Genomic DNA, 18,920 nt, shown 5'->3' with positions numbered 1-18,920 from the left:
TTGTTGTTCCTGACCCTCTCAGCGGCCTTAAGTATCAAGAGTAAGCAAGGGGGGTGGGGGATGCAAAGGTTGGGGGGTGGAAAGGGATTGGAGATTGGTAGGGGGTGGTGGTTTTCCCAAGTCTGGTGGCATTGCCCATAGGCCGCGCCTGCGGCGCGGCCTATGGGGACTCTCAAATGCAGCGATCAGGCGAGCTGCCTCAGAAGGGAGCGCTCTCAGCCGGTTGGAAGCTGGCCGTGACGTCCCCTGCCAGGTCGATATCGTCCGGGTCCAGCGTCATCACCGGCGCACCGGCCTCCAGGCCGAAGCCGTCGAGCTCCGCCCAGATCACGTTGGGGCTGGTGGTCAGCTCGAAGAAGTAGCGCCTGTCGGTGAGGTTGATGGCCGTACGATATTCCGTGTTGTAGATACCAAAGTCCTTGTAGGGGGCGCCGAAGGGAACGGAAACATTGCGTGCAATCGCCAGAATTCCGGCGATCGCTTCACGCTCATTGCTAGGCTCCGGCAACATCGCCGAATAGTAGGCGGCGCGCTGGAAGCGGTCGGTGGCCTTGACGTTGCCCGGCAACGGCGTGTCACTGCTGGGGTCGGAGAAGTCCAGCTGCGCCAGCAATTCCAGCTGCTCGTCATAGGTCGGGTCGTTGGTCATGATCCGATATTCCTGGCCATGGTGGATCACCGGCTCGCCGTCGATATATTCGATGATGGCGGAGTCACCGTTGGCGTCTTCGATGGCCATGTGAACGTAAGACTTGTGGCCCGCGGCCTCGGTCATGACGATCTGCACCGTATCGAGCGCCTCGATGGCCTCGGCCACGGTTGCCGCATTATCGAGCACGAACTGCAGCCACAGCCCCGCCTGCACGCCCGGCTTGCTAGGATCGCGCTCGCCGAAGTCGGCGGCGTTCAGGTAAAGCAGGTGGCCCGCCAGGCCCCGCTCATTGAAGCCATCGACCGAGCCGACTCCGTAAATCGTGGTGACCATGCTCGCGTACTGGGATGTCCACTGCGCCGGGTTCTCCTCGACCGTGACCGTGGAACCGGTGCGACCACCGTCACGCTCCATGCCCCGTGGCATAACGGTCAGCACCGGCTCCGTGGATTCCGGCCAGTCCATCGTGCGCCCGACCACGACGGCCAGGTCGTTGTCGTTCCATAGCACACGCGTGCAAGCATCGACGGATTGAAGAGGCATAAGCACGGCTGCTGTGGCCATGAATGCGCCGGTCAAAGTCCATTTTTGCTTCATGTCACGTTTCCTCCTGGTGATACGTGATGTTGATGGCTTCCCTGCCTCAACGACCCCGGCGGTCGTTGGCCATGCCGCATGGTTGGTGGCAGTACTCTGCGTCTTACGGTGGCGGCCGCGATCCATGCGGTAGTCCCTGAGGGCTGGTTGCCATCCCTGACTGTCTCAGCGGTAATCGTGAATTAGCGTAGGCAAGGGAAATTGGGGGTGCAAAGGCTGGGCAGCCAGGATCGCCCTTCGGGCGATATCGCGCGGAATCCGCGCTCCTACAAAAGCACCACCAGTGGCGGTCCCACAGAGGCCAAGCAGCCCTCCCCCAAGGCTGGTGGCCATGGCCTGGTGTCCTGCGGGTCATTCGCGCGGAATCCGCGCTCCCACAAAACCAGAGTCCTTCTCACAGAAACCAGCAGCCCCCCAAGACTAGTGGCGATCCCGAAGGCCGGTGGTGGTTGCAGAAAAAAGGCGCCCTTGGGGCGCCAAGCTTGAGGCATGGGGGAGTTACTTGAAGTTCTTGCGGTAGGACTTGAGGATTTCGCCGACGATGCCGCTGCGGAAGCTGAGCACGCAGACGACGAAGATCAGGCCGAGGATGACGCTGACCCAGTTGCCCAGCGGCGACTGGGCGAGCAGGTGCTGGAGGCTGACCACCAGGCCGGCGCCGACCAGGGGGCCGAACAGGGTGCCGACGCCGCCGAGCAGGGTCATCAGGATCACCTCGCCGGACATGTGCCAGTGGGCGTCGGTCAGCGAGGCGAGCTGGAAGACCAGCGTCTTGGTGGAGCCGGCCAGGCCGGCGAGGCCCGCGGAGAGCACGAAGGCCAGCAGCTTGTAGGCGTCGACGTTGTAGCCCAGCGACACCGCCCGGGGTTCGTTCTCGCGGATCGCCTTGAGCACCTGGCCGAAGGGCGAGTGCACGGCGCGCTGGATGATGGCGAAGCCGATCAGGAAGACCGCGAAGACGAAGTAGTACATGGCCAGGTTGCTGTTGAGGCTGATCAGCCCGAACAGCTCGCCCCGGGGCACGCCGTGCAGGCCGTCCTCGCCGCCGGTGAAGGGCGACTGCACGAAGACGAAGAACATCAGCTGGGCCAGGGCCAGGGTCACCATGGCGAAGTAGATGCCCTGGCGACGGATCGACAGCACCCCGAACAGCGCTCCCAGCGCCACGGCGGCGGCGGTGCCGGTGAGGATACCGAGCTCCGGGGTCAGCCCCGGGTAGCTGGCCAGCAGGTAACCGGTGACATAGCCGCCGGTGGCCAGGAAAGCGGCGTGGCCGAAGGAGAGCAGCCCCGCATAGCCGAGCAGCAGGTTGAAGGCGCAGGCGAAGAGCGCGAAGCACAGCACCTTCATCAGGAACACCGGGTAGGCGACGAAGGGGGCCACGAGGCCCACGGCCAGCAGCGCCAGGGTCAGCGCCTGGCGGCGCCACTGGGCGCGGCGCTGGCGCTGCCGGGTGGGGGAAAGGGTCTGGGTGGTGTCCATCATGCCTCCTTACCGAAGAGTCCCGCGGGGCGCAGCAGCAACACCAGGATCATCACCAGGAAGATCACGGTGTTGGCGGCCTCGGGGTAATAGACCTTGGTGAGCCCCTCGATCAGGCCCATGGCCAGGCCGGTGAGCACGGCGCCGAGGATGGAGCCCATGCCGCCGATCACCACCACCGCGAAGACCACGATCAGCAGGCTCGAGCCCATGGTCGGCGACACCGGGTAGAGGGGCGCGGCCAGTACCCCGGCGAAGGCGGCCAGCGCCACGCCGAAGCCGTAGGTGAGGGTGATCAGCAGCGGCACGTTGACGCCGAAGGCCTGCATCAGCGCCGGGTTCTCGGTGCCGGCGCGCAAATAGGCGCCGAGGCGGGTGCGCTCGATCATGAACCAGGTGAACAGGCACACCGCCAGGGCCGCCACCAGCACCCAGCCGCGGTAGATGGGCAGGAACATAAAGCCCAGGTTGACGCCGCCCTGCAGCGCCTCGGGAATCGGGTAGCTGGCCCCGGAGACGCCGAACAGGTTGATCAGGGCGCCCTCGAAGATCAGCGCCAGGCCGAAGGTCAGCAGCAGCCCGTAGAGGTGGTCCAGGTGGGCGATGCGGCGCAGCAGCAGCCGCTCGATCAGCATGCCGAAGCCGCCCACCACCAGCGGCACCAGCAGCAGCGCCAGCCAGTAGTCGAGCCCCAGGTAGCGGGAGCCCAGCAGGGCGACGAAGGCGCCCAGCATGTACTGGGCGCCGTGGGCGAAGTTGACGATCTTCAGCAGGCCGAAGATCACCGCCAGGCCCAGGCTGAGCAGGGCGTAGAAGGCGCCGTTGATCAGCCCCAGCAGCAGCTGCCCCATGAATACCGCCAGGGGCACCCCGAATATCATCGTCATGGTAGGAATCTCCTCGCCAGCGGGAAGGCGGCGGCCCCGCCGGGGCCGCCGGGCCGGTGGTTAGTTCTGCACCAGGTCGCACTGGCTCTCGGCCAGCGGGCGGTAGGCCTGATTGGCGGGAATGGTGGCGAGGATATGGTAGAGGTCCCACTCGCCCTCGGACTGCTCCGGGGTCTTTACCTGGGCCAGGTACATGTCGTGGACCATGCGGCCGTCGGCGCGGATATGGCCGTTGCGGGCGAAGAAGTCGTGGATCGGCTGCGACATCATGTGCTCGCGGACGGTGGCGGTGTCGTCGCTGCCGGTGGCCTCCACGGCGTTGAGGTAGTGCATGGTGCTGGAGTAGATGCCCGCCTGGACCATGGTCGGCATGCGCCCGACTCGCTCGTAGTAGCGCTCGGACCACTCGCGGGCCTGGTCGTCCATGTTCCAGTACCAGCCGGTGGTCAGCAGCAGGCCCTGGGTGGCGTCGAGGCCCATGGCATGGACGTCGTTGAGGAACACCAGCAGGCCGGCGAGCTGCTGGCCGCTCTGGGTCAGGCCGAACTGGCTGGCGGTGTTGATGGCGTTGACGGTGTCGGCGCCGGCGTTGGCCAGGCCGACGATCTGCGCCCCGGAGCCCTGGGCCTGGAGGATATAGGAGGAGAAATCGCTGGTCGGGAAGGGGTGGCGCACCCGGCCGACGATGCTGCCGCCGTTCTCGGTGACCACCTTCTCCACGTCGCCCTCCAGGGCGTGGCCGAAGGCGTAGTCGGCGGTCAGCATGAACCAGTCGCTGCCGCCCTGGTCGACCACCGCCCGGGCGGTGCCGTTGGCCAGCGGGTAGGTGTCGTAGACCCAGTGGATATGGTTGGGGGTGCAGTGCTCGTTGGTGATGCTGGAGGCGGCGGAGCCGGAGACCAGGCCCAGCTTGTCGTACTGCTCCAGCACCTGGGTCACGGCGATGGTCACCGAGGAGGCGACCATGCCCGCCACCATGTCGACGTTGCGCTGGTCGACCCACTCGCGGACGGTGTTGGCGCCCACGTCGGCGCTGTTGCGGTCGTCGGCGCTGAAGACCTCGATGGGCGTGCCGTTGACGCTGCCGCCGAAATCCTCCACCGCCATCTCCAGGGCGGCCAGGCCGCCGGGGCCGGCCAGGTCGCGGTAGGTGCCGGACATGTCCGCCAGGTAGCCGATGCGCACGGCGTCGTCGCTGATCTCGGCCTGGGCGCCGCCGGCGGCCAGGGCGGTGGCGAGGGCGATGCTGCTGGCGAGGCACTTCTTGGTTAGGGTCATGCAATTCTCCATGGGCGTGGGCCCGTTATTGTTGTTGGTCGGATAAGACGGGGGTCAGACCCCCAACAGGCGGTTGAGGTGGTCGCGGCGGCCGGGCAGTTCGGCGGCGCTGATCTCCTCGATGATGCGACCGTGCTCCATCACGAAGTGGCGGTCGGCCAGGGGCGCGGCGAAGCGGAAATTCTGCTCCACCAGCACGATGGTCATGCCGCGCGCCTTGAGCTTGAGCAGCACCTCGGCCAGGGCCTGGTTGATGACCGGGGCCAGGCCCTCGGTGATCTCGTCGAGCAGCAGCAGCCGGGCGCCGGTGCGCAGGATGCGCGCCATGGCCAGCATCTGTTGCTCGCCGCCGGAGAGGCGGGTGCCCTGGCTGCGGCGCCGTTCGTAGAGGTTGGGGAACATCTCGTAGATCTCGTCGAGACTCATGCCCCCGGAGCGCACCGTGGGCGGCAGCAGCAGGTTCTCCTCCACGTCGAGGCTGGCGAAGATGCCGCGCTCCTCCGGGCAGTAGCCGACCCCCAGGCGCGGGATGCGGTGGGGCTTCAGGGCCAGGGTCTCGGTGCCGTTGATGACGATGGAGCCGGTGCGCCGCCCCACCAGGCTCATGATCGCCTTGAGGGTGGTGCTACGCCCGGCGCCGTTGCGGCCCAGCAGGGTCACCAGCTCGCCGCGCTTCACGTCGAGGTCGACGCCGTGGAGGATATGCGACTCGCCGTAGAAGGCATGCAGGTCGCTGATCCTGAGCATCTCGGCGCCGTCATGATCGCGGTAGCCGGAGGTCTCCAGGGTTTCGGCGAGTTGCGTCATGCGCTGACCTCCTCTTCGGCTTCGCTGCCCATATAGGCCTCGCGCACCCGCGGGTCGGCGGAGACCGTGGCGTAGTCGCCCTCGGCCAGCACGGCGCCCCGGGCCAGCACGGTGATGCGGTCGCACAGCCGGCTGACCACGCTGAGGTTGTGCTCCACCATCAGCACGGTGCGGCCCTTGGCGACGCGGCGAATCAGCTCGACGATGCGGTCCACGTCCTCGGCGCCCATGCCCTGGGTGGGCTCGTCGAGCAGCATCAGGGTCGGCTCCAGGGCCAGGGTGGTGGCCACCTCCAGGGCGCGCTTGCGCCCATAGGGCATCTCCACGGTGAGCACGTCGGCGTACTCCACCAGGCCCACCTCGTCGAGCAGTGCCAGGGCGCGATCGTTGAGGTGGTCGAGGCTCTTCGCCGATTTCCAGAAATGGAAGGAGGTGCCGATGGGCCGCTGCAGGGCGACGCGCACGTTCTCCAGGGCGGTCATATGGCCGAACACCGCGGAGATCTGGAAGGAGCGCACCAGGCCCATGCGGGCGATCTGGTTGGCCTTCATGGCGGTGATCGCCTCGCCCCGGTAGAGGATCTCGCCGCGGGTGGGCGGCAGGAACTTGGTGAGCAGGTTGAAGACGGTGGTCTTGCCGGCGCCATTGGGGCCGATCAGGGCGTGGATATGCCCCTCCCGGACCTTGAGGTCGACGCCGTCCACCGCGGTGAAGCCGCGAAACTCCTTGGTCAACCCCCGAGTCTCGAGGATGAACTCCTGGGTCATAGGGTGTCCTCTGGGCACTGCTGCGCCCGGCTCTTGTTGTTGTTGGCGAGCGACGGCGGAGGACGCCATCACTTTACGTTAACGTAAGCTAGAACAGATCGACCCAGCCGTTCAACCACCGAAACGTTGAACTCGACCAAGGGTGTAGAGCTGGGGCCTTCGGGCGATATCGCCAGGGCGACTCCGTCGCCCAATCGCGCGGGAAACCCACGCTCCCACAGAACCCGTGGCCACCAGGCCTCGCGTGGGAGCTCGGCTCCGCCGAGCGATTGGAGGCCGAAGGACTCCCTCTGGCTGTCTGATGCTCAGACGACCAACAAAAAAAGGGCGCCCGAGAGAGCGCCCAAAGGGTTGATACGAGAGAGAGAAGGTTACATCAGCATTCGATGGCGTTGACCGCGAGGCCGCCGCGGGAGGTCTCCTTGTACTTGTCCTGCATGTCGCGACCGGTGTCGCGCATGGTACGGATCACCTTGTCCAAGGAGATAAAGTGTTCGCCGTCGCCGCGCAGGGCCATCTGGGCGGCGTTGATCGCCTTCACCGAGGCGATGGCGTTGCGCTCGATGCAGGGCACCTGCACCAGGCCCCCCACCGGGTCGCAGGTCAGCCCCAGGTTGTGCTCAAGGCCGATCTCGGCGGCGTTCTCCACCTGACCCACCGAGCCGCCCATCACCTCGGCCAGGCCGGCGGCGGCCATGGCACAGGCGGAGCCCACCTCGCCCTGGCAGCCGACCTCGGCGCCGGAGATGGAGGCGTTCTTCTTGCACAGGATGCCCACCGCGCCGGCGGCCAGCAGGAAGTCCACCACGTCGCGCTCGGAGGCGCCGGGCTGGAACTTCATGTAGTAGTGCAGCACCGCCGGGATGATCCCCGCCGCGCCATTGGTGGGCGCGGTGACCATGCGCCCGCCGGCGGCGTTCTCCTCGTTCACCGCCAGGGCGAAGACGTTGACCCAGTCCATGGCGGAGAAGGTGGAGGCGATCAGGCTGGAGCTGTCCTCCATGGCCTCCAGGCGGCGATGCAGGGCATTGGCGCGGCGCTTGACGTTGAGCCCACCGGGCAGGATGCCCTCGGCGGCCAGGCCGTTGTCCACGCACTCCTGCATGGCCTGCCAGATGGCCCACAGCTCGCCACGGATCTCGGCCTCGTCGCGCCAGGCCTTCTCGTTCTCGAGCATCAGTTCGCTGATGCGCAGGTCATGCATGCGGCACAGCGCCATCAGCTCGGCGGCGGAGTTGAAGTCGTAGGGCAGCGGCGTGGTGTCGGTATCCAGGTCGCCCTGCTGGGCCTGGGCCTCGTCGACCACGAAGCCGCCGCCCACCGAGTAGTAGGTGTTGCGGTAGAGCTCGTCGCTATGGCCGTGGGCGATCAGGCGCATGGCGTTGGGGTGATGGGGCAGGTTCTCTTCCAGCAGCTGCATGTCGCGGGGCCACAGGAAGGGGATCGCCAGGCGGCCGTCGAGCAGCAGGCTCTGGGACTCCAGCAGCTCCTCGATGCAGGGCGAGATGATCTTGGGGTCGATGCGATCGGGGCGCTCGCCCATCAGCCCCATGATCACCGCCCGGTCGGTACCGTGGCCGATGCCGGTGGCGGACAGCGAGCCGTAGAGCTGCACCTCGACCCGGGCCACCCGCTCCAGCAGGTCCTGGGCGCGCAGGCTCTCGACGAAGTCGTAGGCGGCGCGCATGGGCCCCACGGTATGCGAGCTGGACGGCCCCACGCCGATCTTGAAGAGGTCGAACACACTGATGGACATCTCGCTTACCCCCGGGCGACGTCGACCGTCGCCATTCAGACTATCTCGTCGCAACGCATCAATCTGACTAAAGCATCGGACATTATGGGCTGCCTCGTCGAGGCGTTTGCGCTATGTTCACGGCGATGGATTCGCGAGACAATCGAAAATATCTTCTCCTGGATTTAGTAAAACTCAACCATGAGCCGACACCTCAATGCCCAGACCCATGCCTGGCTAAAGGTCTTCGCGGTCAGCGCCCACCACCTCTCCTTCACCCGCGCCGCCGAGGAGCTGCACGTGACCACCGGCGCGGTGAGTCAGCAGATCAAGCAGCTGGAGGAGCGCCTGGGCTTCAAGCTGTTCCGCCGCCTGCCGCGGCGCCTGGAGCTGACCGACGAGGGGCGGCGCCTGGCGGCGGTGGTGGACGAGGCCTACCAGGCGGTGGGCCAGGAGGTACGGCGGCTGCGCTCGGGGGTGATGAGCGGCATCCTGCGCCTGCGCAGCGTGCCCTCCTTCCTGGCCAAGTGGCTGATGCCGCGCCTGCCCCGGCTGCAGGCGCGCTTCCCGGACATCGAGGTGCAGGTGATCGCCGAGGACAGCAATATCTCGCTGCGCGATGGCGACTTCGACCTGGCCCTCGACCTCAACGACGGCCACTACCCGGGCTTCTCGATCACGCCGCTGATGGACGAGCTGATCTTCCCGGTCTGCGCGCCGTCGCTGATGCGCGGCAAGCCGCCGCTGCGGCGCCCCGAGGACCTGGCCTACTACCCGCTGCTGCATGACGTCACCGCCTGGCGGGGCAGCCACGACTACGCGGAGTGGGAGCACTACCTGGAGGCCATCGCCGCGCCCCATGTCAATGTGCGCCGCGGCTATACCTTCAACCGCAACCAGCTGACCATGGAGGCGGCCATCGCCGGCATGGGGGTGGCCATCGCCCGGCGCACCCTGATCACCGACGAGCTCAAGCGCGGCGCCCTGATCGCGCCCTTCGCCGAGCGGGTCGCCACCGGCAAGCAGTACGGCATCGTCTACTCGCCGGGGGCCCTGGACGACCGCCGGGTGGCGGCGGTGCATGACTGGCTAGTGGAGGAGGCGCGGCGCGGCCGCGGCGAGTGAGCCGCCTGCCCAAATACTCGCCGCGCAGGTATAATTAAGGCTTTTCATCGATGGATCGAGCCATGCCCACGCCATCCCCCTACCGCCTGCCGTCCCTGGCCCTGCGCGCCTTCCTCTACCTGTTGCTGGTGGCCCTGCTCGCCCAGGGTGCCTTCTGGGAGGCCAGCCACCTGCCCGAGTGGCGCTTCACCGAGCGCGGCTTTACCGAGCTGGCCCAGGGCAGCCTGCTGCTCGGCGCCTCCCTGCTGCTGCTCTACACCCGCCAGGGGCTGGGCCTGCTGCCCAATGTCACCCTGCTGCTGTTCGCCTTCACCTTCGGCTCCTTTATCCGCGAGCAGGACTACTGGCTCGACACCTATGTCTTCGACGGCGCCTGGCAGCTGCTGGCGGCCGTGGTGATGCTGCCCTGCCTCTACTGGGTGCTGCGGCGGCGCCACCGCTTCGCCGAGGAGTTCGCCGACTACGCCAACAGCCTCTCCTTCGGCCTGTTCGCCGCCGGCTTCCTGACCACCTATGTCTTCTCGCGACTCTACGGCCGCAGCGACTTCTGGGAGGCGATCCTCCAGGAACAGTACCTGCGTACCTTCAAGGACGCCGCCGAGGAGGTGGTGGAGCTGCTCGGATACGGCCTGATCCTGATCGCCATGATCGAGCTGGTGATCCTGGCCCGCCACTGGCGCCGCACCCGGGCCTGAGGCCCTCAGTCACCGGCATCAACGAAAACGCCCGCGGCCAAGGCCGCGGGCGTTTTCTATCGGCGGGGTGAGCCGCCTTACTCGTCCAGGAAGGAGCGCAGCGGCTCGGAACGGGACGGGTGACGCAGCTTGCGCAGCGCCTTGGCCTCGATCTGACGGATCCGCTCACGGGTCACGTCGAACTGCTTGCCGACCTCCTCGAGGGTGTGATCGGTGTTCATGTCGATGCCGAAGCGCATGCGCAGCACCTTGGCCTCGCGGGCGGTGAGGCCGCCGAGGACGTTGCGGGTGGCCTCGATCAGCCCCTCGCCGGTGGCGGAATCGATGGGCAGCAGCATGGTGCCGTCCTCGATGAAGTCGCCCAGGTGGGAGTCGTCATCGTCGCCGATGGGCGTCTCCATGGAGATCGGCTCCTTGGCGATCTTCAGCACCTTGCGCACCTTGTCCTCGGGCATCTCGAGGCGCTCGCCGAGCTCTTCCGGGGTCGGCTCGCGGCCCATCTCCTGCAGCATCTGCCGGGAGACCCGGTTGAGCTTGTTGATGGTCTCGATCATGTGCACCGGGATACGGATGGTGCGCGCCTGGTCGGCGATGGAGCGGGTGATCGCCTGACGAATCCACCAGGTGGCGTAGGTGGAGAACTTGTAGCCGCGACGGTATTCGAACTTGTCCACCGCCTTCATCAGGCCGATGTTGCCCTCCTGGATCAGGTCCAGGAACTGCAGGCCACGATTGGTGTACTTCTTAGCGATGGAGATCACCAGGCGCAGGTTGGCCTCGACCATCTCCTTCTTGGCGCGCCGCGCCTTGGCCTCGCCAATGGAGAGGCGACGGTTGACCTCCTTGAGCTCGCCCACCGGCAGCTGGACCATGTCCTCTTCGAAGGAGATCTTGCGCTGGGCGCGCTGCACGTCGCCGCGGAAGGGCTCCAGGCGATCGGCGTACTTGGCGTTGTCGGCGAGGAACTCGTCCATCCACTCGGCGCGCGACTCGTTGCCGGGGAAGGACTTGATGAACGCCTTGCGGGGCACCTTGCCGCGCTTGACGAACACCTGCATGATCGCCTTCTCCTGGGCGCGCACCTGCTCGACGCTGATGCGCACCTGACCCACCAGGCGCTCGAAGTGCTTGGGCACCAGCTTGATCGGCGAGAACAGCTCGGCCAGGCGCGCCTGCTCGGCCTGGGCCTCGGCGGAGCCGTAACCGTGCTTCTCGACCGCGGCCTTGACCAGGGCGTTCTGCTCGCGGATCTGCTCGAAGCGGGCACGCGCCTCCTCGGGATCCGGGCCACCGCCGGACTCTTCTTCCTCGGCGTCCTCGTCTTCGTCGTCGACGGAAGCGCTCTCTTCCTCCTCGGGGACATCGGCCTCGGCCACGCCGGGGATGCCCTCGTCCGGGTCGATAAAGCCGGAGAAGAGGTCGGAGAGACGGCCCGGGGCCTCCTCGTCCTGGGTCAGATCATAGGCCTCGAGGATCGACTCCACGGCCCCCGGCAGGTAGGCCAGGGCCGACATCACCTCGCGGGTGCCCTCCTCGATCCGCTTGGCGATCTCGATCTCGCCCTCGCGGGTCAGCAGCTCCACGGTGCCCATCTCGCGCATGTACATGCGCACCGGGTCGGTGGTGCGGCCCACGTCGCTTTCCACGGCAGCCAGCGCGGCCACGGCCTCTTCGGCCGCATGCTCATCGGTGGAGTGGTCGGACATCATCAGGGTGTCTTCATCCGGCGCGACTTCAACGACGCTGATGCCCATGTCGTTGATCATGCCGATGATGTCTTCCACTTGATCCGGGTCGGCGATATCCTCGGGGAGGTGATCGTTGACCTCGGCATAGGTCAGGTAACCCTGCTCCTTGCCGCGCGCGATCAGCTCCTTGAGACGCGACTGTTGCTGCGCATTTCCAGCCATAGATACCCTATCTCGACGAAGAAGAATGAAGCACCCGAACGCTCAGGCGTCGAAAATCCATAAAGCCAAACAGTATAGCGTCTGACCCCGCCAATCCGCCAGCGCTCCATTTGCGCCGTCGTTCAGGTGTGTTAGGTTGTACGGTTCCCCGATGGAAACTCCCGGCTGCCCCCTAGATGGAGGTGACCGGCGACTTTTCAAGTCCTGCCCGCCCGATTAACGACGACTCAGTGTCAGCACCAGCTCGTTCAGGCGCTGTTTCTCTTCTCGACTGAGCCGTTCGCCATTACGTTCCTTTGACAACAGGGCCTCGAATTCGCTCTGCGGCGAGCGCTGCTGGTGCTGGCGACGAAAATGCGCCACCAACCCCTCCAGTTCCTCGCCGCGCACCTCCCGGGGAATCGGCAGCTCGCGACGCACCAGCTCCGCCAGGCGTTGCCCCTCGGGGCGCCCATGGAAATGGGCCAGCAGCACCTGGCCGCTGCGATAACCGCCGGCCCGCAGCAGGCGAATCACCTCGCCGAGGAGGGCCGCATCCGGGTCATCCGCGGGCCACCAGCCGCCCTCCTCGGGCAGCCGCGCCACCAGGGGTGGCTCGTGCACCAGCAGCTGCAGGGCACGCCCCAGCAGGCTGAGCGGCGCCCCCTTGCGTCGCGGCGTCGCCGCCGGCTCGGGCTCGCCCCACTCCCCGGGGGGCGCTTCGGGCAGCGGCGGCGGGGCCTCGGCCGGGGCCGGTTCCGCCGCCTTCATCAGCGCCTGGAAACGCCCCGCCTCGACGCCGGTGCGTTTGGCCAGCTCGCCCAGCAGCAGCGACTTGAGCACCCCCTCGGGGAGCTTCTCCAGGGCCTTGAGCACCGTGGTGGCGAAGCGCTCGCGATCCTCCACCCGGGCCAGGTCCCGGCCGCGCCCGGCTTCCTCGAAGAGGAACTCGGAGAGCGGGCTGGCGCAGGTGATGCGATCCTCGAAGGCCTCGGGGCCCTCGCGGCGCACCAGGGTATCCGGGTCCTCGCCCTCGGGGAGGAACAGGAAACGCGCCTGGCGACCGTCGATCATCAGCGGCAGCACCGTCTCCAGGGCGCGACTGGCGGCCTGGCGGCCGGCGCGGTCGCCATCGAAGCAGAACACCACCTCCCCCACCAGGCGGAACAGCCGCTGCAGGTGCTCCTCGCTGGTGGAGGTGCCCAGGGTGGCGACCGCGTTGCGGATGCCGAACTGGGCCAGGGCCACCACGTCCATATAGCCCTCGACGATCACCAGGCGCTCCAGCTGGCGATTGGCCTGGCGCGCCTCGTAGAGGCCGTAGAGCTCGCGCCCCTTGTGGAACACCGGCGATTCCGGGGAGTTGAGGTACTTGGGCTTGGCGTCGCCCAGCACCCGCCCGCCGAAGGCGATGGTGCGCCCCTTGAAGTCGCGGATCGGGAAGATCACCCGGTCGCGGAAGCGGTCGTAGGTGCGCCCGCTCTCCTCGCGATGCACCAGCAGGCCATACTCGACCTGCACCGACTCGGGCACGCCGCGCTCGCTCAGGTGGCGCTTGAGGCCCTCCCAGGCGTCCGGGGCATAGCCGATGCCGAAGTCGCCCTGCACCTCCGGCGACAGCCCGCGCCGCTCCAGGTAGCCGCGGGCCGCCTGGGCTTCGGGCATCTTCAGCCGCTCGCGGAAGAAGCTCGCCGCCAGCTCCAGCAGGTTGACACCCTCCTGGCGCTTGCGCTCCCGGGCCTGGGCCCGCGGGTCGTCGGCGCCCTCCCGGGGCACCTCCATGCCCAGCCGGCCGGCCAGCTGCTCCACCGCCTCGGGGAAGCGCAGCTTGTCGTACTCCATCAGGAAACGCAGGGCGTTACCGTGGGCCCCGCAGCCGAAGCAGTGGTAGAACTGCTTGTCCTGGCTGACGGTGAACGACGGCGTCTTCTCCTGATGGAAGGGGCAGAGGCCGCTGAAGTTGCGCCCCGCCTTCTTGAGCTGAACGCGCTCCCCGACCACCTCGACCACGTCGACGCGGGCCAGGAGATCATCGATAAAGCGTTGGGGAATCTGTCCCATGGCTGAGTCGCCCGAGAGACCGGCAGGTCATGTCGTCCAGCAAAAACAAACGGCCACCGAATGGCGGCCGCTTGGCATCCCTCCGGGACGATGTGCGCCAGGCGCCCTCATCGCCCCCAGTACGGATCAGTACAGCCGTTCGAAACGCTTGCGCTCGCGCTGCAGCTTCTTGGCGTGACGCTTGACGGCGGCAGCCGCCTTGCGCTTGCGCTCGGCAGTCGGCTTCTCGTAGTGCTCGCGACGGCGAACTTCGGAGAGAACACCGGCTTTTTCGCAGGAACGCTTGAAGCGACGCAGTGCGACGTCGAACGGCTCGTTGTCACGTACTTTGACAGAAGGCATTAAGCACTCACCTACCTTAGGATCATGAGTTCGGATGATACGCACACCCTGAGGACTCGATTCCGTCGCAGACACTGACGCGGTCGAGACACGACCGTGAGCAGACAAATGTGGGGAAGCGGGAATCCGGGTGCACGACCCAGTCTTACAGCGCACAGTATTCTAGACGTGGTGACCCGGCTTTGCAAATGACGCTGACGCGTCGCGGGCAAGTGCGTAGAATATCTCCCCTCTTTGGAGCCAGCGAGCCTTTGACCATCATGCGTGTACTGGGGATCGAGACGTCCTGCGACGAGACCGGCGTCGCCCTCTATGATACCGAGCACGGCCTGCTGGCCGATGCCCTCTTCAGCCAGGTGGCCATGCATGCCGACTACGGCGGCGTGGTGCCGGAGCTGGCGTCCCGGGACCATACCCGCAAGCTGCTGCCGCTGGTCGACGAGGTGCTCGCCGAGGCGAACCTGACCCGGGGCGACCTGGACGGCATCGCCTATACCGCCGGCCCGGGGCTGGCCGGCGCCCTGATGGTGGGTGCCGCCACCGCCCATGGCCTGGCCCTGGCGCTGGAGCGGCCGGTGCTCGGCGTGCACCATATGGAGGGCCACCTGTTGGCCCCCATGCTGGAGGACGAGCCCCCGGCCTTCCCCTTCGTGGCGCTGCTGGTCTCCGGCGGCCATACCCAGTTGGTGGAGGTGCAGGGCATCGGCCGCTACCAACTGCTGGGGGAGTCGGTGGACGACGCCGCCGGCGAGGCCTTCGACAAGGCCGCCAAGATGCTCGGCCTCGACTACCCGGGCGGCCCCCGGGTGGCCAAGCTGGCGGAACAGGGCGACCCCAAGCGACTGCGCTTCCCACGGCCCATGACCGACCGCCCGGGCCTCGACTTCAGCTTCTCCGGCCTCAAGACCCATACCCTGACCACCCTGCGCGCCTTCGAGGCGGAGGGCCCCCTGGACGATCAGGCCCGCGCCGATATCGCCCGCGCCTTCGAGGAGGCGGTGGTGGACACCCTGGTGATCAAGTGTCGCCGCGCCCTGGACCAGACCGGCCTCAAGCGCCTGGTGGTGGCCGGCGGGGTCAGCGCCAATGTGCGCCTGCGCGAGCGCCTGGAGCACGAGTGCGCCAAGCGCGACGCCCGGGCCTACTACCCGCGGGGACGCTTCTGCACCGATAACGGCGCCATGATCGCCTACGTAGGCGCCCAGCGCCTGCTCGCCGGCGAACGCGACGAGCCTGGCGTCTTCGCCGCCCGCCCCCGCTGGCCGATGGATACCCTGACCCCACCTGAAACCAACTAAGGCCCGCCGGCTAGAATTCTGAGCCTCCTCAGAACAGCGTGAAGCCTCGACATAGCCTATTTCCGGCTCGCTATTGTGGGAGTTTGGCTATGCCGACGGTCCGACGTCTCGGCGATTGGGCGACGAAGTCGCCCTGGGTAACGTCCAACGCCCTGCGGGCGATATCGCGCGGCATAGCCGCGCTCCCACAGTCAGCTTGAGTGGCCAAGGGGGTTGTGGGAGTCCGGCCTCCAGCTTCCAGCGTTAGAGCCCTGGCTCCTCGCCGCTGCGCAGCCGCCGCAGGTTCCAGAAGTGGCGGGCCAGCACCAGCAGGGCGAAGCCGGTGACCACCAGGGCGTAGTCCGGCGCCAGCCACAGGCTGGCCAGGGGCGCCAGTAGGGCACTGCTCAGCGAGGCCACCGCCGCGGTACGTACCCGCCAGGCCAGCAGGGCCCAGCACAGGGCGCAGAGCAGCGCCACCGGCGGCACCAGCACCAGCAGCACGCCGAAGGCGCTGGCCACCGCCTTGCCACCGCGAAAGCGGTGCCATAGCGGGTAGCTGTGCCCCAGCAGCACCGCCAGTCCCACCAGCCCCAGGGCCCAGGGCGCCAGCCCCAGGGCCATGCCGAGCCATAGCACCGGCATGCCCTTGCCGGCATCCAGGGCCAGGGTGGCCAGGGCCAGGGGCATGCCATGCAGGCGCAGCACATTGGAGAAGCCGGGATTGCGAGAGCCGGCGAAGCGGGGGTCCCCCACCCCGGCCAGGCGGCAGACGGTCAGCGACCCCAGCCAGGAACCGCACAGGTAACCTAGCCCCATCAGGGCGGGCAGCAGGGCCAGTGTCGTGGACGACATGAACGGTTCCCGAAGCGAGGCGACACCATGATTCTGCCTGGCGAGTCGCGTACAATCGAGCCTTTGCCACACCACCACGACCAAGGCAGGGGTAGGGAATGGATCTCGTGCTGATCGAGGCACTCGCAGTGGACACCGTGATCGGCGTCTACGACTGGGAACGCAGCATCCAGCAGCGGCTGCTACTGGACCTGGCCCTGGCCACCGATATCCGTCCGGCGGCGGCCGGCGACGACCTGAGCCAGACCCTGGACTATGCCGCCATCAGCGAGCGCATCGCCGCCTTCGCCGCGGCCCACGATTTCGAGCTGGTGGAGACCTTCGCCGAGCGCCTGGCCGCTACCCTGCGTGCGGAGTTCGGCATCCCCTGGCTGCGGCTGACCGTGCGCAAGCCCGGCGCCGTGCCTCAGGCGGCGGCGGTGGGCGTAACCATCGAGCGGGGGCAGCGGGCATGAGGGTCACCGCCAGCATCGGCAGCAATATCGACCGCGACCACCATGTGCGCCGCTGCCTGGATGCCCTGGCCGAGGCCTTCGGCGAGCTGGAGATCTCGCGGGTCTTCGACAGCGAACCGGTGGGCTTCGAGGATGGCCGCAACTTCTACAACCTGGTGGTGGCCTTCGACAGCGACGCCTCGGTGGGCGAGCTGCAGGCCTGGTGCAAGCGCCTGGAGTTCGCCCATGGGCGGCGCAAGGACAGCCCCAAGTTCAGCCCCCGAACCCTGGATATCGACCTGCTGACGGTGGGCGAGCTGACCGGGACGCATGACGGCGTGCCCCTGCCCCGGGACGAGATCCTCCACCACGCCTTCGTGCTCTGGCCCCTCGCCGAGCTACTCCCCGCGGCGCGCCATCCGCGGGATGGCCGCCGTTACGACGAGCTCTGGGCCGCCTTCGACAAGCGCGACCAGAGCCTGCGGCCGGTGGACTTTACCTGGCGGGGCCGGCGGATCTCCTGGCCGGATTAAGCCGTCGACTCCCCCGCTTCGCCGGCCAGGGCCGCGGCGATCGCCTCCTGACGGCGCCGGGCCAGGGCCTCGCCCAGGGCCTTGCCCTTGAAGCCTTCCTCCATCAGCGCCCTGGGCACCACCTGCCCGGCCAGGCGCCAGGCCAGCGACAGGTCGGTGGCCAGCTCGGCATGCTCCAGGCTGACCAGTGCCAGCAGCGGCGGCACCCGCTCCGGGCGGCGCCAGGCGTCGACCCCGTCCAGCCAGGCCTGGACCCGTGCCGCCGTCAGCGGCCCCGCCTCGGCGGCCTGCCATAGCGCCCGGGTCAGCGCCGCCTGGCGGGCCAGGGCCGCATAGGCCTTGGGCAGCCGCAGGCGTTCGCCGAGCCGGGCGCGTTCGTCGTCGTCCAGGTGCTCGACGAGCCGCGCCCAGCGCCACAGGCTGAGTTCGGCGTCATCCTCCGGCAGGCACGGCAGGCGATCCAGGGCGGCGTCCAGGGCCGCCTCATCGGCGGCCAGCTCCGGCCACCACACCGCCAGGGCGCCGCACGCCCGTAGGGCCTGAAAATAGGCCTCGGGATGGGGCTCGCCGAGGGCCTTCTCGGTCTCGACCCAGACCCGTTCCGCCACCAGGTGGGCCAGCTCGCCATCCGCCACCAGTCGGCTCATCAGCGCCCGGGTCTCCTCGGCGATGGTGAAGCCCAGGCCGCAGTAGCGGGCCAGGAAACGCGCCGTGCGCAGCACCCGCAGCGGGTCCTCGACGAAGGCCGGCGAGACATGGCGCAGGCTATGCGCCTCGAGATCGGCCAGGCCGCCGTAGGGGTCCACCAGGCGGCCGTCCGGGGCCTCGGCCATGGCGTTGATGGTCAGGTCGCGGCGCGCCAGGTCCTCCTCCAGGGTGACCTCGGGGCTGGCATGCACCACGAAGCCGGTGTAGCCATGACCGGCCTTGCGCTCGGTGCGGGCCAGGGCGTACTCCTCATGGGTCTCGGGGTGCAGGAACACCGGGAAGTCGCGGCCCACCGGCCTGAAACCGCGCCGGCGCATCGCCTCGGGGGTCGCCCCCACCACCACCCAGTCGCGGTCGGTGACCGGCCAGCCCAGGCGGGCGTCGCGCACCGCGCCGCCCACGCAGTAGACCTCCAGGCCCTCGAGGAAGGCATCCATGGCTAGCGCGCCACCCGCTCGGGATGGCGGGCGGCCCAGTCGGTGAAACCGCCATCCAGGCTGTAGACCCGCTCATAGCCCTGGCCGCCCAGCCAGGCGGCGGCCTGTTGGCTGGAGTTGCCGTGGTAGCAGACCACCACCAGGGGACGCTCCCTGGGGGCCTCTTCCAGCAAGGCCGCCACGCTGGTGTTGTCCAGGTGGCGGCTGCCGGGGATATGGCCCTGGGAGAAGCTCAGGGGGTCGCGGATATCCACCAGGGTCAGGGGGGCCTGGTCGGCCAGCCAGCCGGCCAGGGTGTCCACGTCGAGGTGCTCGAAGGGGGCTTGGTTCATGGTGACTCCGAAAATCGTGGGGAGAGG

The 18,920-nt window shown here is 67.8% G+C and carries 18 protein-coding genes; 5 read left to right on the top strand and 13 right to left on the bottom strand.

Annotation, left to right across the window (positions count from 1 at the left end):
• Window positions 1-199: 199 nt before the first annotated feature.
• The 7 genes from HPA02_RS02600 to HPA02_RS02570 form a co-directional block, all read right to left on the bottom strand.
• A complete protein-coding gene (locus tag HPA02_RS02600; protein WP_186809908.1) occupies window positions 200-1,249 on the bottom strand; it encodes a linear amide C-N hydrolase in 1,050 nt (349 codons plus the stop codon).
• 498 nt (window positions 1,250-1,747) lie between these two features.
• The gene (locus HPA02_RS02595) at window positions 1,748-2,731 is read right to left on the bottom strand and encodes a branched-chain amino acid ABC transporter permease (protein ID WP_146801513.1); all 984 of its coding nucleotides are present in this window, start codon (window positions 2,729-2,731) and stop codon (window positions 1,748-1,750) included.
• Window positions 2,731-3,618, bottom strand: a complete 888-nt coding sequence (locus tag HPA02_RS02590; RefSeq protein ID WP_146801512.1) for a branched-chain amino acid ABC transporter permease — start codon at window positions 3,616-3,618, stop codon at window positions 2,731-2,733. Before HPA02_RS02590 ends, HPA02_RS02595 begins: the two co-directional genes overlap by 1 nt.
• A 60-nt stretch (window positions 3,619-3,678) precedes the next feature.
• Window positions 3,679-4,896, bottom strand: a complete 1,218-nt coding sequence (locus HPA02_RS02585) for an ABC transporter substrate-binding protein (RefSeq protein WP_146801511.1) — start codon at window positions 4,894-4,896, stop codon at window positions 3,679-3,681.
• Window positions 4,897-4,950: 54 nt separating this feature from the next.
• Entirely contained in the window at window positions 4,951-5,703 is a 753-nt protein-coding gene (locus HPA02_RS02580) for an ABC transporter ATP-binding protein (RefSeq protein ID WP_244945844.1), read from the bottom strand.
• Window positions 5,700-6,470: an ABC transporter ATP-binding protein gene (locus tag HPA02_RS02575; RefSeq protein WP_146801510.1), complete on the bottom strand. Its 771-nt coding sequence runs from the start codon at window positions 6,468-6,470 to the stop codon at window positions 5,700-5,702. The genes HPA02_RS02580 and HPA02_RS02575 overlap by 4 nt, the downstream gene beginning before the upstream one ends.
• A 376-nt stretch (window positions 6,471-6,846) precedes the next feature.
• Window positions 6,847-8,226 (bottom strand): L-serine ammonia-lyase, encoded by a 1,380-nt coding sequence (locus HPA02_RS02570; RefSeq protein ID WP_146801509.1) that lies wholly within the window; start codon window positions 8,224-8,226, stop codon window positions 6,847-6,849.
• 180 nt (window positions 8,227-8,406) lie between these two features.
• Here HPA02_RS02570 and HPA02_RS02565 point away from each other — a divergent pair, with 180 nt between their 5' ends.
• Together HPA02_RS02565 and HPA02_RS02560 are read left to right on the top strand one after the other, a co-directional pair.
• Window positions 8,407-9,330 (top strand): LysR substrate-binding domain-containing protein, encoded by a 924-nt coding sequence (locus tag HPA02_RS02565; RefSeq protein ID WP_146801508.1) that lies wholly within the window; start codon window positions 8,407-8,409, stop codon window positions 9,328-9,330.
• A gap of 62 nt (window positions 9,331-9,392) precedes the next feature.
• A complete protein-coding gene (locus HPA02_RS02560) occupies window positions 9,393-10,025 on the top strand; it encodes a hypothetical protein (RefSeq protein ID WP_146801507.1) in 633 nt (210 codons plus the stop codon).
• A 77-nt stretch (window positions 10,026-10,102) separates the two neighbouring features.
• Here the strand turns inward: HPA02_RS02560 and rpoD are convergent, their stop codons facing one another.
• From rpoD to rpsU, 3 genes are all read right to left on the bottom strand, one after another.
• Window positions 10,103-11,935 carry an RNA polymerase sigma factor RpoD gene (gene rpoD / locus HPA02_RS02555; RefSeq protein WP_146801506.1) on the bottom strand — a complete coding sequence of 611 codons (1,833 nt, stop codon included), beginning with the start codon at window positions 11,933-11,935 and terminating at the stop codon, window positions 10,103-10,105.
• Between the two features lie 216 nt (window positions 11,936-12,151).
• Window positions 12,152-13,975: a DNA primase gene (gene dnaG, locus HPA02_RS02550; RefSeq protein WP_146801505.1), complete on the bottom strand. Its 1,824-nt coding sequence runs from the start codon at window positions 13,973-13,975 to the stop codon at window positions 12,152-12,154.
• 126 nt (window positions 13,976-14,101) lie between these two features.
• Window positions 14,102-14,317 (bottom strand): 30S ribosomal protein S21, encoded by a 216-nt coding sequence (gene rpsU / locus HPA02_RS02545; protein ID WP_016416934.1) that lies wholly within the window; start codon window positions 14,315-14,317, stop codon window positions 14,102-14,104.
• Between the two features lie 260 nt (window positions 14,318-14,577).
• On the opposite strand from rpsU, the gene tsaD reads away from it, so the two are divergent.
• Complete coding sequence (gene tsaD, locus HPA02_RS02540) at window positions 14,578-15,615, top strand: tRNA (adenosine(37)-N6)-threonylcarbamoyltransferase complex transferase subunit TsaD (RefSeq protein ID WP_146801563.1); 1,038 nt, start codon at window positions 14,578-14,580, stop codon at window positions 15,613-15,615.
• 243 nt (window positions 15,616-15,858) lie between these two features.
• Here tsaD and plsY read toward each other — a convergent pair whose 3' ends face one another.
• Complete coding sequence (plsY, locus tag HPA02_RS02535) at window positions 15,859-16,449, bottom strand: glycerol-3-phosphate 1-O-acyltransferase PlsY (RefSeq protein WP_146801504.1); 591 nt, start codon at window positions 16,447-16,449, stop codon at window positions 15,859-15,861.
• Window positions 16,450-16,547: 98 nt separating this feature from the next.
• On the opposite strand from plsY, the gene folB reads away from it, so the two are divergent.
• Both folB and folK read left to right on the top strand, forming a co-directional pair.
• Window positions 16,548-16,904 carry a dihydroneopterin aldolase gene (folB, locus tag HPA02_RS02530; protein ID WP_146801503.1) on the top strand — a complete coding sequence of 119 codons (357 nt, stop codon included), beginning with the start codon at window positions 16,548-16,550 and terminating at the stop codon, window positions 16,902-16,904.
• A complete protein-coding gene (folK, locus tag HPA02_RS02525; protein WP_146801502.1) occupies window positions 16,901-17,416 on the top strand; it encodes a 2-amino-4-hydroxy-6-hydroxymethyldihydropteridine diphosphokinase in 516 nt (171 codons plus the stop codon). The genes folB and folK overlap by 4 nt, the downstream gene beginning before the upstream one ends.
• Here folK and HPA02_RS02520 read toward each other — a convergent pair.
• Together HPA02_RS02520 and glpE are read right to left on the bottom strand one after the other, a co-directional pair.
• Window positions 17,413-18,561: a tRNA nucleotidyltransferase/poly(A) polymerase-related protein gene (locus tag HPA02_RS02520; protein WP_276508196.1), complete on the bottom strand. Its 1,149-nt coding sequence runs from the start codon at window positions 18,559-18,561 to the stop codon at window positions 17,413-17,415. The genes folK and HPA02_RS02520 overlap by 4 nt on opposite strands.
• Before the next feature lie 2 nt (window positions 18,562-18,563).
• Window positions 18,564-18,893, bottom strand: coding sequence for a thiosulfate sulfurtransferase GlpE (gene glpE, locus HPA02_RS02515; RefSeq protein ID WP_146801501.1), 330 nt, complete (start codon window positions 18,891-18,893; stop codon window positions 18,564-18,566).
• Window positions 18,894-18,920: the final 27 nt, after the last annotated feature.

The organism is Bisbaumannia pacifica (genome assembly GCF_007989625.1).
Classification (GTDB): domain Bacteria; phylum Pseudomonadota; class Gammaproteobacteria; order Pseudomonadales; family Halomonadaceae; genus Bisbaumannia; species Bisbaumannia pacifica.
Note: the sequence above shows the minus strand (reverse complement) of the source record. Positions and strands in the feature narration are given on the sequence as shown.

What these genes read in the sequence shown, in the direction of transcription:
- HPA02_RS02590 (WP_146801512.1), bottom strand. Translation starts at nt 3,618, where the DNA reads ATGACGATGATATTCGGGGTGCCCCTGGCGGTATTCATGGGGCAGCTG.
- HPA02_RS02580 (WP_244945844.1), bottom strand. Translation starts at nt 5,703, where the DNA reads ATGACGCAACTCGCCGAAACCCTGGAGACCTCCGGCTACCGCGATCAT.
- folB (WP_146801503.1), top strand. Translation starts at nt 16,548, where the DNA reads ATGGATCTCGTGCTGATCGAGGCACTCGCAGTGGACACCGTGATCGGC.
- HPA02_RS02520 (WP_276508196.1), bottom strand. Translation starts at nt 18,561, where the DNA reads ATGGATGCCTTCCTCGAGGGCCTGGAGGTCTACTGCGTGGGCGGCGCG.
- plsY (WP_146801504.1), bottom strand. Translation starts at nt 16,449, where the DNA reads ATGTCGTCCACGACACTGGCCCTGCTGCCCGCCCTGATGGGGCTAGGT.
- HPA02_RS02560 (WP_146801507.1), top strand. Translation starts at nt 9,393, where the DNA reads ATGCCCACGCCATCCCCCTACCGCCTGCCGTCCCTGGCCCTGCGCGCC.
- tsaD (WP_146801563.1), top strand. Translation starts at nt 14,578, where the DNA reads ATGCGTGTACTGGGGATCGAGACGTCCTGCGACGAGACCGGCGTCGCC.
- rpsU (WP_016416934.1), bottom strand. Translation starts at nt 14,317, where the DNA reads ATGCCTTCTGTCAAAGTACGTGACAACGAGCCGTTCGACGTCGCACTG.
- dnaG (WP_146801505.1), bottom strand. Translation starts at nt 13,975, where the DNA reads ATGGGACAGATTCCCCAACGCTTTATCGATGATCTCCTGGCCCGCGTC.
- HPA02_RS02600 (WP_186809908.1), bottom strand. Translation starts at nt 1,249, where the DNA reads ATGAAGCAAAAATGGACTTTGACCGGCGCATTCATGGCCACAGCAGCC.
- rpoD (WP_146801506.1), bottom strand. Translation starts at nt 11,935, where the DNA reads ATGGCTGGAAATGCGCAGCAACAGTCGCGTCTCAAGGAGCTGATCGCG.
- HPA02_RS02570 (WP_146801509.1), bottom strand. Translation starts at nt 8,226, where the DNA reads ATGTCCATCAGTGTGTTCGACCTCTTCAAGATCGGCGTGGGGCCGTCC.
- HPA02_RS02585 (WP_146801511.1), bottom strand. Translation starts at nt 4,896, where the DNA reads ATGACCCTAACCAAGAAGTGCCTCGCCAGCAGCATCGCCCTCGCCACC.
- HPA02_RS02575 (WP_146801510.1), bottom strand. Translation starts at nt 6,470, where the DNA reads ATGACCCAGGAGTTCATCCTCGAGACTCGGGGGTTGACCAAGGAGTTT.
- HPA02_RS02595 (WP_146801513.1), bottom strand. Translation starts at nt 2,731, where the DNA reads ATGGACACCACCCAGACCCTTTCCCCCACCCGGCAGCGCCAGCGCCGC.
- HPA02_RS02565 (WP_146801508.1), top strand. Translation starts at nt 8,407, where the DNA reads ATGAGCCGACACCTCAATGCCCAGACCCATGCCTGGCTAAAGGTCTTC.
- glpE (WP_146801501.1), bottom strand. Translation starts at nt 18,893, where the DNA reads ATGAACCAAGCCCCCTTCGAGCACCTCGACGTGGACACCCTGGCCGGC.
- folK (WP_146801502.1), top strand. Translation starts at nt 16,901, where the DNA reads ATGAGGGTCACCGCCAGCATCGGCAGCAATATCGACCGCGACCACCAT.